At 47.5% G+C, this 14,163-nt stretch carries 12 protein-coding genes; 3 read left to right on the top strand and 9 right to left on the bottom strand.

Features of this window, described 5'->3' with window-relative positions; translation table 11 throughout:
* The first annotated feature begins 136 nt into the window (after positions 1-136).
* Positions 137-1,201: a porin gene (locus B5P39_RS07910; RefSeq protein ID WP_088211073.1), complete on the top strand. Its 1,065-nt coding sequence runs from the start codon at positions 137-139 to the stop codon at positions 1,199-1,201.
* Between the two features lie 430 nt (positions 1,202-1,631).
* Entirely contained in the window at positions 1,632-2,693 is a 1,062-nt protein-coding gene (locus tag B5P39_RS07915; RefSeq protein ID WP_088211074.1) for a porin, read from the top strand.
* A gap of 178 nt (positions 2,694-2,871) precedes the next feature.
* Here B5P39_RS07915 and parC read toward each other — a convergent pair whose 3' ends face one another.
* From parC to nudF, 7 genes are read right to left on the bottom strand one after another with little or no spacing between them, the layout of a single operon-like run.
* Positions 2,872-5,148: a DNA topoisomerase IV subunit A gene (gene parC, locus B5P39_RS07920; protein ID WP_088211075.1), complete on the bottom strand. Its 2,277-nt coding sequence runs from the start codon at positions 5,146-5,148 to the stop codon at positions 2,872-2,874.
* Positions 5,141-6,316, bottom strand: coding sequence for a PQQ-dependent sugar dehydrogenase (locus B5P39_RS07925; protein WP_088211076.1), 1,176 nt, complete (start codon positions 6,314-6,316; stop codon positions 5,141-5,143). The genes parC and B5P39_RS07925 overlap by 8 nt, the downstream gene beginning before the upstream one ends.
* 52 nt (positions 6,317-6,368) lie before the next feature.
* On the bottom strand, positions 6,369-8,255 hold the full coding sequence (parE, locus tag B5P39_RS07930) for a DNA topoisomerase IV subunit B (protein WP_088211077.1): 1,887 nt from the start codon (positions 8,253-8,255) through the stop codon (positions 6,369-6,371).
* Between the two features lie 56 nt (positions 8,256-8,311).
* Positions 8,312-8,887 carry a YqiA/YcfP family alpha/beta fold hydrolase gene (locus B5P39_RS07935; RefSeq protein ID WP_088211078.1) on the bottom strand — a complete coding sequence of 192 codons (576 nt, stop codon included), beginning with the start codon at positions 8,885-8,887 and terminating at the stop codon, positions 8,312-8,314.
* Positions 8,888-8,913: 26 nt separating this feature from the next.
* Positions 8,914-9,753, bottom strand: coding sequence for a 3',5'-cyclic-AMP phosphodiesterase (gene cpdA / locus B5P39_RS07940; RefSeq protein WP_011715888.1), 840 nt, complete (start codon positions 9,751-9,753; stop codon positions 8,914-8,916).
* A gap of 15 nt (positions 9,754-9,768) precedes the next feature.
* Positions 9,769-10,209, bottom strand: a complete 441-nt coding sequence (locus B5P39_RS07945; protein ID WP_176399881.1) for a DUF1249 domain-containing protein — start codon at positions 10,207-10,209, stop codon at positions 9,769-9,771.
* Positions 10,210-10,213: 4 nt separating this feature from the next.
* Positions 10,214-10,825 (bottom strand): ADP-ribose diphosphatase, encoded by a 612-nt coding sequence (gene nudF / locus B5P39_RS07950; protein ID WP_088211080.1) that lies wholly within the window; start codon positions 10,823-10,825, stop codon positions 10,214-10,216.
* 243 nt (positions 10,826-11,068) lie between these two features.
* Between nudF and tolC the strand changes: the two genes are divergently transcribed.
* On the top strand, positions 11,069-12,376 hold the full coding sequence (gene tolC / locus B5P39_RS07955) for an outer membrane channel protein TolC (protein WP_011715885.1): 1,308 nt from the start codon (positions 11,069-11,071) through the stop codon (positions 12,374-12,376).
* Between the two features lie 72 nt (positions 12,377-12,448).
* On the opposite strand, the gene B5P39_RS07960 is transcribed toward tolC, so the two are convergent.
* The gene (locus B5P39_RS07960; protein WP_088211081.1) at positions 12,449-13,186 is read right to left on the bottom strand and encodes a TIGR04219 family outer membrane beta-barrel protein; all 738 of its coding nucleotides are present in this window, start codon (positions 13,184-13,186) and stop codon (positions 12,449-12,451) included.
* Positions 13,187-13,188: 2 nt separating this feature from the next.
* Entirely contained in the window at positions 13,189-14,157 is a 969-nt protein-coding gene (locus B5P39_RS07965) for a DUF2333 family protein (protein WP_011623977.1), read from the bottom strand.
* Between the last annotated feature and the right edge of the window lie 6 nt (positions 14,158-14,163).

Below are 14,163 nucleotides of genomic sequence, written 5' to 3' on the forward strand. Positions count from 1 at the left end.
CAGCACAAAGCGATCTTGATCACATTTTAAATTCATTCACCTGCCACACTGCGCTGCATCAAAGCGCCTCCAACCGCAGTGGATACACTTTGCTATCGCTGCATAAAAATAATGATATAAGCACAGGAAAATGAAGATGAAAAAGAATCTGCTCACTACAGCGATTACCGCGAGTCTCGCATTTTGCTCATTCAACTCGCTAGCCGATGGCCCAGAATTTTATGGCCATGTCGACCTGAGTATCACTGACTCAGAAAAAGGCTATGCCGCTCAAAATCAGAAAGAGGGCACAGTACTCGAAAACAACTTTTCTTGGGTGGGTGTCAAAGGCTCTGAAAGCGTAAGCCCTTACTTTGATATCATCTATCAAATGGAATTTGGCGTAGAAAACTTTGATAACTCGAATAAAACCTTCAATGCACGTAATACCTTCCTCGGTGTGAGAAGCGTCGCCGGCACAGTGTTAGCCGGTCGTAACGATACAGTATTTAAAGCCTCTGAAGGCGGTTTTGATTTGTTCGGCAATACCAACGCCGATATAGACCTGTTACTAGCGGGCCAAACGCGCTCCGCAGATGGTATTTCCTATTATTCTCCAAAGATCGCCGATCTTATCACCTTCAACGCCACTTATTTGATGAGTGATAACTATGATCAACGCGATAGCCAAGGCAACGAAGTTTACAGCCAAGATCAAATGTATGCCTTAAGCGCCACCTTAGGCGACAAAACCTTCAAGACCCACAATTACTATGTGGCAGCCGCCTATAACGACGGTATCGAAAATATCGAAGCCTACCGTGGTGTGGCTCAAGCAAAATTTGGGGATTTCCTCTTTGGTGCCATTTATCAGCACAGCGAGCATATTGATGACAGATTCTCCAACCTCTCTGGTGAAACCTACTTTGTCAATGCTGCTTACCTGATGGGCGATGTGAAGTTTAAGTTGGTTTACGGCAAAGATGACTCAGGTTTAGGTAAATATGTCAGCCGTTTTGTCGGCAGCCAAGACAGTGGCAACCTTGAGCAAGTCAGCGATGTTGACCTGCAACAGCTCAGTGTAGGCGCAGATTACCGACTCAGTACTAAGACTATGGTCTATGGTCACTACACTCGCTTCGACGGCGACCTTATGCTAGCAGGTACAAAACAAGACTTAGATGACAATGTGTTTACTGTAGGTTTACGTATTGATTTCTAATAGTATTATCCTAATTCAAAAGTGATGATATTTGATAAAAAAGCGGCTTTGGCCGCTTTTTTATTGTACCTCATACTAAATAGCACTCTCTCTCCCCATTTATGACAAACTTGCGACAACATTAGTATATGCTACAGTTAGCGTCGCCGACTCACTTAAGCCTTGGCGCTTTACCTACCTCTTTAGTAGTAAGTGAAAAATACCGTTTTACCACTTTCACGCCGATTTGCGGTTGAGATATAGGGAAATATCCTAAAAAACCCCGAATACGGACAAGGAGAGCCAAAAACATGATCTGCAACACAGCCTGTAAGTCGTAAAACTGTAAAAATCGGCGGCAACTTTGTTACCGATTCCAGTAACAAATGTGTTAAACCACACAAAAACCATGAAAAATGGAAAAGAACTTAGGTTCGAGGGAGCACAAAACATGAAAAAGACATTCATCTCTGCATCAGTTGCATCAGTACTGGCACTGGCTTCATTCGGCGCGCTAGCCGAAGGCCCAAGCTTCTACGGTCGTTTAGAGCTTGCAGTAACCAATACTGAGACAGGTGCAACTCTACAATCTGGTACTAACGGCTTAGACGCAAACTATGCCGATGAGAACAACGCTGGTACCTATTTAGAAAACAACTTCTCTCTATTAGGTGTTAAAGGTTCTGAAAAGATCGCTGATGGCTATGATGTTGTTTATCAAATGGAATTCCAAGTTGAAAACACTTCTGGCACTGGTGATGTTTTCAAAGCTCGTAACACTTACTTAGGTTTAAAAACTAACGCAGGTACTGTGTTAGTGGGTCGTAACGACACTGTATTCAAACAAGCTGAAGGCGCGGTTGACGTATTTGGTAACACCAACGCGGATATCGACCGTTTAGTAAGTGCTCAAACTCGTAGCGCTGATGGTGTTTGGTACTACTCTCCAAAAATCGCTGACTTAGTGACATTAAACGCAACTTACCTGTTCGACGATAATGACACTACTGCTAAAACTAACGAAAGCTTATACGCTCTGAGCGCGACTCTGGGTGATAGCAAGTTTAAAGAGCAAAACTACTATGTAGCAGTTGCTTACAACAAAGGTATTGCTGGTGTTGACGCATACCGTGGTGTAGCTCAAGTTAAATTTGGTGATTTCAAAGTTGGTGGTTTATTCCAAAACTCTGAAAGCGTAACTGACAGCTCTGTTGACGGTAACACTTACTTCGTGAACGTAGTTTACACCTTAAACGGTGTTAACCTGAAAGCTGAATACGGTTCAGACGAAGCTGGTTTCGGTAACTACTACAAAAACGTAAACAAAGGTGGCGCAACTGGTACTGATATCAGCGTGCAAAACTTCAACGTTGGTGCAGACTACCGTTTATCTAAATCAACTATGGTATATGGCCAATACGCAATGTACCGTGGTGATCATGTCGTAGCGGGTAACAAAGTTGACTTACAAGACGACAACGTATTCTCTGTAGGTGTACGTTACGACTTCTAATATCCTTTCGGATATTCGCTAATAAAAACCTACCGCTTGCGGTAGGTTTTTTTATGCCTTGTATTTAAGACAAGTGACTCAGCAAAATAACACGGGTAATAAAAAGCCACTCAAGTGACACTTAAGTGGCTTTGATTAGCCTGTTTCGATTACAGCTTACACAAGCTCAAATCAACAGTTAAATGCTAGGTAAAACCTCTGCGCCTTCGCCTAATTCCACGCTATCAACACGCTGTAAGCCGCGCGGTAGTTTGGCGCCACGGCGGCCACGTTCGCCTCGATAATGCTCTAAATCGCTCGGTTTTAAGGTGAGTTTACGCTTACCCGCCCATAGGGTCACAGGTGTGTCGGCTGGCACTAACTGTAAATGCGTCATCAGTTCTTCACGATTCTTAGCACGCTCGCTTGGAATACCAATAATCTTGTTCCCTTTGCCCTTAGACAATTGTGGTAATGCTTCCAATGAAAACAGCAACATACGGCCTTCATTGGTGATAGCAAGAATAGACATCTCGCGATTGCGGTCAATCGGTCTCGGCGGTAAGGACTTAGCATTCGTCGGTAGGCTTAACAGGGCTTTACCCGCCTTGTTGCGCGAAACCATATCATTGTAAGTACAGATAAACCCGTAACCCGCATCGGTGGCGAGCAGGAAACATTGCTCGTCTTCACCCAAAATCACATGCTGCATGGTTTCACCCGGCGCCATATTAAAGCGCGTAGTGATTGGCTCACCTTGGCTGCGAGCCGATGGCAGGCTGTGACTATCGGTCGCAAAGGCGCGGCCAGACGAATCGATAAATACCGCCGCCTGATTGCTGCGCCCCATCGCACTGCATAGATATTGATCGCCAGCCTTGTAGGACAAAGACTCGGCATCGATATCATGGCCCTTAGCACAACGCACCCAGCCTTTTTCAGATAACACTACTGTCACTGGCTCGCTCGGCGTCAGCTCTTGCTCGGTTAAGGCACGGGACTCATGGCGCTCAACAATCGGTGAGCGGCGATCGTCACCATAGGTTTCGCCATCTTGAATTAATTCTTTCTTGATCAAGGTTTTTAAGCGACGATCTGAGCCTAATAACTGCTCTAATTTCTCACGCTCGGCTTCAAGCTCATTCTGCTCGGCCTTGATTTTAAACTCTTCTAGCTTGGCTAAATGACGTAATTTTAACTCGAGGATAGCTTCTGCTTGCCTATCCGTCAGGTTAAAGCGCGCCATTAACTCGGCCTTTGGCTCATCGTGGAAGCGAATGATTTCAATCACTTCATCGATATTGAGGAAGGCAATCATCAAGGCTTCGAGGATATGTAACCGTGCTAGTACTTTATCGAGACGATACTCGAGGCGACGTCTTACGGTATCGACACGGAACTCTAACCATTCGGTTAATAAGTCTTTAAGGCCCTTCACCCGTGGGCGACCATCGAGACCCAATACGTTAAGGTTTACCCTAAAGCTTTTCTCAAGATCTGTGGTCGCAAACAAGTGCGCCATCAGTTGATCGCAATCGACGCGGTTTGAGCGCGGCACCACCACCAGTCGCACCGGGTTTTCATGGTCGGACTCATCACGTAAGTCCGCCACCATAGGCAGTTTTTTCGCCTGCATCTGGGCGGCGATCTGCTCTAAAATCTTACCGCTACTGGCTTGGTGCGGCAGAGCGGTGATCACTATCTCACCCGCTTCGACGCTATACACGGCGCGGGCTTTTATGGAGCCACGGCCCGTTTCATACACTTTGGCAATGTCGGCCGATGGCGTGATGATCTCGGCTTCGGTCGGATAATCCGGACCTGGCACATAGCCCATCAACTGCTCAAGTTCGAGTTTAGGATCGTCCAGCAGCGCCACACAGGCATTGACTAACTCTCTGGCGTTATGGGGCGGAATATCCGTCGCCATGCCCACAGCAATACCTGTGATGCCATTGAGTAAAATATGCGGTAAACGCGCAGGCAGCACTTTAGGTTCTTTTAAGGTGCCATCGAAGTTAGCGCCCCACTCGACCGTACCTTGTCCAAGCTCAGACAATAAGACTTCGGAGAACTTAGACAGGCGCGCCTCGGTATAACGCATCGCGGCGAAGGACTTAGGATCGTCTGGCGCCCCCCAGTTACCTTGGCCATCCACCAACGGATAACGGTAAGAAAATGGCTGCGCCATCAGCACCATAGCCTCGTAACAGGCGCTGTCGCCATGGGGATGGTACTTACCTAATACGTCACCGACGGTACGGGCTGATTTTTTATGTTTTGACTGAGCCGATAACCCGAGCTCACTCATGGCATAAATAATCCGCCGTTGTACAGGCTTAAGCCCGTCACCAATATGGGGCAAGGCTCGGTCCATGATGACGTACATGGAATAATTCAGATAAGCTTCTTCGGTAAAGCGCCGCAGGGGCATCTGCTCTACGCCATCTAAGCTTAACTTGATCGCGTCACTCATTTTCTTCTAGTTCCTGTGGTTCTTCAGTCGTATCGCCATCCTTATAAAACAGTCGATACACGTTACCTTTTAAATCATCCGAAATGTACATAGCACCATCGTCTGCCGACAACAAGGCATAGGGACGGGCAACGGGAAACTCACCGTCGAGGAAACTGACTACGGTTTCACGACTCACCACCTGCTGATTCTCAAGCTTCAACATGACGATTTGATAACCCACTTTGCTCGAACGGTTCCACGAACCATTTTCGGCGACAAAGAGTTGATTATGATACATTTCAGGGAATTGCTTGCCGCGATAAAACGCCAGTCCTGTGGGCGCCACATGGGCCGGCAGTTCATATACTGGGACGGTAATTTTTAAATTCTTCGGTTTTTCGTAGGCCGGCTCGACCACGGACGAGGCGTGCAAATAGGGGAATCCATAATGGCTACCGACCACATCGATACGGTTGATTTCATCGGGTGGTAAGTTATCCCCCATCCAATCACGGCCTTGGTCAGCAAACCATAACTTGCCATCTTGTGGAGACCAATCAAATCCGGTTGCATCCCGTACGCCCAGCGCTATTTGCTCACTAGCACCCGTATCGACATTAATTGCAATAATGCTGCTGTAAGGCGCACTCGCCTCACATACGTTGCACGGTGCGCCGATAGAAATATACAACCTGCCATCGGGGCCAAAATTCATCGCACGGGTACTTTTCTTATCGGATTCAGGCAGATCGCTATAGATGTCTTTAGGGCGACTGGGGCGACGTAAGCGCTGCTCGATATCAATAAAACGTACGATACGGTTTTCTGTCGCAACAAAAAGATCGCCATTATGGAAGGCTATCGCATCGGGGGATTCCAGCCCTTTGGCAATTACATAACGTTTATCGACGCGGCCATCTTGATTGCTGTCAACGAGCGCATGCACAGTGCCACTCTTATTGGAGCCCACAAAGAGCGTACCATTCGAGCCCATGGCTATCTGCTTTGCATCCCCGAGATCGGAGGCATAAAGGGATAAACCAAATCCCTTCGACACGGTAATCATGATCGACTGAGACCCCGCTATCGCCGCCTGGCTCGTTAATAACGCCAGACTCGCCAGTAGGGTCCCGAAGGCAGAGAACACCCTTAAATATTTATAATTATTAGTTTTTATATACAACATGGTAATTTTCTTTATGCCTAAGTTTTATTGTTATCGGCAATAGTGCACAACATTAAAGTACCGCCATGTCACCCTTATCCTCGAGCCAGTTTTTACGATCGGGCGAACGTTTCTTAGCCAGCAACATATCCATCAGTGAGTCAGTTTCTTCTACATCATCAATGGTTAACTGAACTAAACGGCGAGTGTTTGGATCCATAGTCGTTTCACGCAATTGCAGCGGGTTCATCTCACCCAGACCTTTAAAGCGTGTAACTTGAACCTTACCCTTTTTATTCTCGGCAGTAATACGGTCGAGAATACCTTCTTTTTCAGCCTCATCTAAGGCGTAGTAAACATCCTTACCTATATCGATACGGAACAGCGGTGGCATAGCGATATAGACATGGCCCTGTTCGACCAGCACACGGTAATGTTTCAGAAACAGGGCGCAGAGTAAAGTTGCAATATGTAGCCCGTCGGAGTCCGCGTCGGCAAGGATACAAATCTTGCCATATCTTAGCTCGGAAATATCGTTGCTATCGGGATCGCAACCAATCGCCACTGAGATGTCATGCACTTCCTGCGAGGCCAACACCTGTGAAGCATCCACCTCCCACGTGTTTAGGATTTTACCACGCAGCGGCATAATGGCCTGAAACTCACGGTCGCGCGCCTGCTTGGCACTGCCACCCGCAGAGTCCCCTTCCACTAAGAAGAGTTCGCCGCGCATCGGATCTTGGCCGCTACAGTCGGTCAATTTACCCGGTAATGCCGGGCCAGAGGTGACTTTTTTACGGGCCACTTTTTTCGCGGCTTTTAAGCGGCGCTGGGCGTTGTTAATACACATGTCCGCCAGCGACTCGGCCAATTCGGTATTCGAGTTGAGCCACAGTGAAAACGCGTCACGCACAATGCCAGAGACAAAAGCAGAGCTTTGACGGCTCGAGAGTTTCTCTTTGGTTTGACCGGCAAACTGCGGATCTTGCATCTTCACCGAGAGAATGAAGGCGGCGCGGTCCCAAATATCCTCAGGCGACAGCTTGATACCGCGGGGGATCAGATTGCGAAACTCACAGAACTCGCGCATCGACTCAAGCAAACCTTGGCGGAAACCATTCACGTGGGTTCCACCCAATGGCGTTGGAATCAAGTTAACATAGCTTTCGTTAATCGCATCGCCACCTTCCGGCAGCCAAGTAATGGCCCAATCCGCGGCTTCGATTTGGCCTTTAAAGCTGCCGATAAAAGGCTCTTCTGGCAGCATTAAATTATCGCCAACCGCCGCCTTGAGATAATCGGTTAAACCACTCTCGTAGTACCACTCATGGACTTCATTGGTGTGCTTATTGGTAAATTTGATCCTAAGACCCGGACACAACACGGCCTTGGCGCGCAGCAAATAGATGAGTTTGGAGTTGGAGAAATTCGCCGAATCGAAATAACTGGCATCGGGCCAGAAATGCACTCGGGTACCAGTATTGCGACGACCGCAAGTACCCGTGACTTTTAATTCTTCAACCTTAAAGCCATTTTCAAAAGCAATATCATACACTTGGCCATCGCGACGCACCGTCACTTCGACGCGACGAGACAGGGCGTTAACCACCGAAATCCCCACACCGTGCAAACCACCGGAGAATTGGTAATTTTTATTCGAAAATTTACCACCGGCATGCAGTTTAGTGAGGATCAGCTCGACCCCGGGAATGCCTTCTTCAGGGTGAATATCGACCGGCATCCCCCGACCATCGTCGGTGACTTCAAGGGAATTATCGGTATGGAGCACAACTTCGATTTTGGTGGCGTGGCCCGCTAAGGCCTCGTCCACACTGTTATCTATGACCTCTTGGCCTAAGTGGTTAGGTCGGGTGGTATCGGTATACATACCTGGACGGCGTTTAACTGGGTCAAGTCCGTTAAGAACTTCAATGGCGTCAGAGGTGTATTGATTCGTCATAGTGTACGCTATAAGTTGTTATATCCGGCCATGTTGCGGCTCTGGACGACTATTTGTCAAGGTAAGTGTAAAAATTGGCTTACAGTTTGCAGATACCGCTCATAACCCACAAAACTGTGATCGCCACCGGATTCAATCCGTAATTGGCAATGGTGATACTTATGCAGTGCTTCTCGATAATCCAGCACTTCATCGCCCGTTTGCAATAGTACCAAAAAACGATCGGGATTGCGGATAACAGCCGTATTAAATTCAGCCACTTCCAGCTTATGCTCCGGCAATACCTGATAATGCTCTTCGGTATAAGGATTAAATTGCGGCCCCATAAATTCATCAAACAGCTCAAAGGGCTTGACGGCCGGATTCACCAGCACAGCGCGGCCACCGTACAGCTCTGCCAAGTAACTCGCAAAATACCCCCCCAAGGATGAGCCGATATAATTGAGTGGCTCGCCCGCTTGCTTGGCAGCCTCAACATATTGCCGCAGCAAGGCCATGGCGGCCTTAGGTGTATTGGGTAATTGCGGTTGATGGAAGGCTAAGGAAGGGTGATGCTCGGCCATATACTGCGCCGTCATCACCGCTTTATCGGAGAAAGGTGAACTGTTGAATCCGTGAATATAGAGCAGCATAGTTCCTCAAGCTGCGGTCACTCGCGTTAATAACCGCTGGAATCTTTATCGGGGGAAAACAGATTTCCCGGCACGCGATACACATTAGTGCAGATGCTACCATCGGCCTTCAGCTCCAGCAAACGATAACCGGGTTGCAGTCCATCGAGGGCAAAATAAGGCGATTGCGGTTTAAACTGAATACAAGTAGAAGGCGTTGCCATTAATTGCAGTGGGCCATGGGGGCCGTCGTAGTCGGTATCCAACTGTTGATGCACATGGCCCCAGAGTAACCCCTTAACCTGCGGATATTGGGCGACACGTCTGAGAAACTCAGTGCCGTTATCCATGCAATGTTGGTCTAACCAAGCGCAATTCACCAAGATAGGGTTATGGTGCATCACCAGTAAGGTGTGGCGGTCTGGATGCGCGGCAATGGCCTGTTCAATGAGTTCGAATTGACTCTCGGCCATATTGCCGCCGGGCTTTCCCCGCACGGTGGAGTCCAGCATCAAGATTTGCCATTTACCCGCAAGGATACGCTGCTGACCAAAAATCCGCTCGCCCTGCATATGCAGATACATGATCCGCGGATCATCATGATTACCCGGAAGATAATGGCAAGGTAAGTTGAGCGGCGCGACTGCGGCCACGAATTGACGATAGGATTCGGGGGAATAATCTTGGCTTAAATCGCCCGTGGCTAACATCAGATGCGCTGGATAGTCGACAGCGCGGATCGTATTAAGTACAGCAGCAAAACTTTTACTGGTGTTGACCCCTAATAACTGCGCCTCAGGATCGGCAAAAAGGTGCGGATCAGTGACTTGCACTATGCGCACACTTTCTTCTTCAGCTATTGAGTAAGAGACAGCCTCTTTCAGCACATTGAATACCCAATTCTAAGATTGACACACCAAACGTTGTTGGCAGCCAATCTTCAATAACTCCCCCAGGAATGCATTAACCTGGTACTTTTCATCGCTATGATACATGCGTAAATTGGGATAATCATACACTGGGCGTAATTGGTAAATCTGTTGACCAGTTAACACTTCTGCTAATTTAGCATCATGATAAATTCTCACTAACACCTTGGGAGTATTAATAAACTCCATGATTTTAACCGGGCGTGAGATCTCAACTAATTGAGTGTATTTGGTATTTTCTAAAATACGGATTACTAATACACCCGCTTCACCTTCGAGTTGCCAAGACTTGCCCACTTCAATATCGAGCGGTAACCACTTCTGCATATAGCCGTAGTTACGCCCGCATAGCGCTAAAAAGTCGCTCACGTTAGGTTGGTAGCGCGGTTTTCGGTGCGATGTTGAAGTAGCCAAACCTTTATCCAACTTTACCCAGTTGCTGATAGTTTAATTGCAACCACTGCAATCCAATTACGGTCGACGCATTGTCTATTGCCCCCTTGACGACCTGATTATAGGCATCCTCACGGTCTAACACATGCAATCGAATATCTTCATGTTCGTCAGCTAATCCGTGCAGACCTTGCGCCAGGGATGAATCCACCTCGGCCCAATAGAAATAGAAACGCTCCGTACTGCCACCAGGACTTGCCAGATAACTATTCACATAATGCATATTGCGGGCGGTTAAGCCGGTTTCTTCCAGCAGCTCGCGGTGCGCAACATCCAGCGGCGTTTCGTCGGGCGCAATCATACCCGCGACCAACTCCATTAGCCAAGGAGATTTAGTGGTCGCTAATGCAGGAAAACGAATTTGTTCAATTAAAACAATCTTGTCACGCGCAGCATCATAGGGCAGGACCACCACCGCATGGCCACGCTCGAACACTTCACGGGTCACGGGTTGGCTCCAACCACCAGCAAATAATTTGTGTTTAAAAGTGAACTGTTCGAGGGCGAAAAAACCTTGATACAGCGACTTTTTCTCGAGAATTTCCACATCTGTTTGCGAAAAACCAGCAGGCTTCATATTTCAATCCTTAAGCGTTAAATTTTCGCCTATTATCAAGGCAATTTGGCTCATTTTTAAAATAAAATCTGTTACACTTCGCAGTTGACTTGAACGTGTGGGAGTTTTTAGACTCTACGACATTAAGTTTTAGCTGTATCGGGAAGCGTCGGGAAGCGCAAACCGCCTTGGTAAAGGCATTACTTAGTCTAAACGAAGTTACATATTTCTCCTTTGGGAGAATTTGTCTAATAAGGACAGCAAATGAAATTTAAGATCCGTTCTCTATGCGCAGCATTAACTCTCGCGGCTTCCGCTCAAGCGGTTCAAGCAGATGATTTACTGCAAATATATCAACAAGCACTGACGAGCGACCCGCTAGTATTACAAGCACAAGCTCAACGTAATGCCTTGTTTGAAAAGATCGAACAAAACCGTGCACCACTGTTACCGACCATCAGCGCTAACGTGGGTTATGACAAAGCATGGAATGATCCTAAGAGCGATACCAGTGGATTGACCGGTAGCCTAAAGCTGAACCAAGTGATCTATGATCACAGCGCTTGGGTTGGCTTAAGCCTTGCCGAAAAAGCCGCTTCTCAAGCCGATTCGACCTATGCATCAGCACTGCAAAATTTGATCACTCGTGTGACTAAAGCCTACTTCGATGTATTAACGGCAAAAGATAACTACGAGTTCCAAGGCGCAGAAAAACGTGCGATTGAGCGTCAACTCGAGCAGACAAAACAACGTTTTGCCGTAGGTTTAACTGCGATTACCGACGTACATGAAGCGCAAGCTCAGTATGACTTAGCCTCGGCGACTGAAATTTTGGCTGAAAACACACTAGCCAACAGCTACGAAGCCCTGCGTGAAATCACAGGTATCGATCACAAGACCATTAATGTGCTCGACACCAACCGTTTCTCTGCGGTAACGCCAGCACCTACATCATCGAGTGAGTGGCTAAAGATTGCTGAAACCAACAGTGTCGATCTGATGACTCAACGCATCGGTAAAGATATCGCCCAAGAGACCATTAGCCTCTACAAAGCGGGCCATATGCCATCTCTTAGCCTAAACGCAGGTTATAACAAAGGCTTAGAGCAAAAAACGGGTGATGTGAACGAGCCAGATTTTGACAATGTGAACGTTGGCGTGAACTTAAGCATTCCGATTTTCGAAGGCTTTAAAGTCACATCACAGGTCAAAGAAGCACAATTCCAATACGTGGAAGCGAGCGAGAAGTTAGAGCAAACCTACCGTAGTGTGGTGAAAAACGTTCGTAACAACTACAACAACGTAGGCGCTTCAATCAGCTCAATCCGTGCCTATGAGCAGTCAGTGATTTCATCTGAAAGTGCGTTAAAGGCAACACAAGCGGGCTTCGAAGTTGGTACTCGTACCATTGTTGACGTACTGAACCGTACCCGTGATCTGTACGACTCAAAACGTAAATTGTCGGATGCTCGTTACAGCTACATCAACTCAATTATTGCGTTGAAACAAGCTGCTGGCACCTTAAATGAAGACGATGTTATCTCTATCAACAACGGTCTAAAAGCCGAATAAGATAGCGATACCTCCCATAAAAAAACCGCCTAAATGGCGGTTTTTTTATGGCTGATTCATTCGCGTTAACGCTTAGAAGTCAATTTCTACACCGGCGAAATAACCGTCAAACTTGGTATCGGCGCTGATGCCAGAGAAGTTGTTTACATCAAAGGCAAACTCACGATAACCAACGCGTACACGGGTATCCACCGCCACGCCGTCAAACTCCCAACCTAAGCCGATAGCGTAGTCGTGTACGTTAGACTCGTTTACCCCAAGCATTAAATCCGCAAAGCCGAATAACCCAAGGCCTGGCATGCTCACGTGTGTGCTGGCATAACCCATTACAATGCCGCTATCGACGTCTTTCTCTTCTGGGTGACCCGCATCTTGAACGCGCAGAGAACCGTTCATCAGCTTATAGGCAGCACCGAGATCCAAAGACAGAATGTCGTTATCCAACAACTCGTAATACAGCACAAAATCGGTGTTGCTCAGATCGGTATAGCTGGTCACATTGCCAGTAAAATCATGGCCATTGAAGCTGAAGTCAGCATTAGCCAGACTGCCCTTCTGATCTAAGCTATTTTCACGAATTTTAAGATTTGGGATAAACGGCAGCGGATGCTCAACCGCAATCCAGTAGCTACCTTGAGCCGATGAACTGTAGTCAAACCCTTGTTGTGGCTGACCTTTATCGGAAAAAGTACCACTGGTATCGGCGCGCCAGTAATCGCCACCAATTTTGAATCCAACCACAGTTGCCGCTTGGGCAGAAGTGGCCATTAAGCATCCTAATACCGCACTGGCGAGGAGTGTTTTTTTCATAATTAACCTTGAGATAGCAAGTTCGTTAAATCAATCACCGCGGCATTCGCACGGGACACATAGTTAGCCATAACCAATGAATGATTAGCGACTAGACCGAAACCACTGCCATTAAGTACCACAGGGCTCCAAACTGTTTGTTGAGTCGCCTCCAGCTCACGAATGATCTGTTTCAGGCTGACCTCAGCATTTTTCTTTTTCAATACGTCAGCAAAGTCGACTTCGACTGCACGCATAAAATTCAGCAGTGCCCACGAGGCACCACGGCTCTCATAGAACACATCATCAATTTTCCACCAGCTGGTTTTCACCTGATGGCTAGCTAAATTCGGGGTAGATTGGCGCGCAGCATTATCGCCAGCTAAATCGGTATTTAACCGCTCCTGGCCAACACTCGCCGATAAGCGTTGCGACATACTGCCTAAGCGTTTTTGAACTTCTTTGAGCCACTCGTTAAGGTTGTCGGCACGGGCGTAAAACTGGGCATCCTGATTGTTTGGATCCATCATGCGCGCGCGATACAACTTGAGCAGCTTAACGCCATCGCGGTATTCGCTCTCGGCGCTGGGCACTAACCAACTGGTATGGTCAATGTTCAGCTTAGCCTGCGCTTCGCTTAGGTCCTTATCCGCAGCAGATTGAGACTGGGAGCGGCTAAACTCTTTACGCATAATCAGTGCTAAATCACGGACTTGCTCTAAAGCGCCGTACTCAAACGCGGGCATGTTATCCATAAAAATCGAAGGTGGCATCACATCGTTCGATAACCAGCCGCCCTGCTTATCCAGCAGTGTTTCAACGGTCAGGATCAGCGACGTAGTGGTTGCATAACCCACGACATTCTTCTCTGTGGCCGTCAGCTGTTGTGGTGTCAGGGTATCGGGTTCAATACTCCACCACACACTGACTAGATAACCAATTAAAACAACAAATAAACCAACTCCGGTGACCTTCTTCCATGTTATTTGCATCAAGTG

Source organism: Shewanella sp. Shew256, from assembly GCF_002196695.1.
GTDB classification, from domain to species: Bacteria; Pseudomonadota; Gammaproteobacteria; order Enterobacterales; family Shewanellaceae; genus Shewanella; species Shewanella mangrovisoli.

What these genes read in the sequence shown, in the direction of transcription:
- B5P39_RS07915 (WP_088211074.1), top strand. Translation starts at nt 1,632, where the DNA reads ATGAAAAAGACATTCATCTCTGCATCAGTTGCATCAGTACTGGCACTG.
- parE (WP_088211077.1), bottom strand. Translation starts at nt 8,255, where the DNA reads ATGACGAATCAATACACCTCTGACGCCATTGAAGTTCTTAACGGACTT.
- B5P39_RS07935 (WP_088211078.1), bottom strand. Translation starts at nt 8,887, where the DNA reads ATGCTGCTCTATATTCACGGATTCAACAGTTCACCTTTCTCCGATAAA.
- B5P39_RS07910 (WP_088211073.1), top strand. Translation starts at nt 137, where the DNA reads ATGAAAAAGAATCTGCTCACTACAGCGATTACCGCGAGTCTCGCATTT.
- parC (WP_088211075.1), bottom strand. Translation starts at nt 5,148, where the DNA reads ATGAGTGACGCGATCAAGTTAAGCTTAGATGGCGTAGAGCAGATGCCC.
- B5P39_RS07960 (WP_088211081.1), bottom strand. Translation starts at nt 13,186, where the DNA reads ATGAAAAAAACACTCCTCGCCAGTGCGGTATTAGGATGCTTAATGGCC.
- tolC (WP_011715885.1), top strand. Translation starts at nt 11,069, where the DNA reads ATGAAATTTAAGATCCGTTCTCTATGCGCAGCATTAACTCTCGCGGCT.
- B5P39_RS07925 (WP_088211076.1), bottom strand. Translation starts at nt 6,316, where the DNA reads ATGTTGTATATAAAAACTAATAATTATAAATATTTAAGGGTGTTCTCT.
- nudF (WP_088211080.1), bottom strand. Translation starts at nt 10,825, where the DNA reads ATGAAGCCTGCTGGTTTTTCGCAAACAGATGTGGAAATTCTCGAGAAA.
- B5P39_RS07965 (WP_011623977.1), bottom strand. Translation starts at nt 14,157, where the DNA reads ATGCAAATAACATGGAAGAAGGTCACCGGAGTTGGTTTATTTGTTGTT.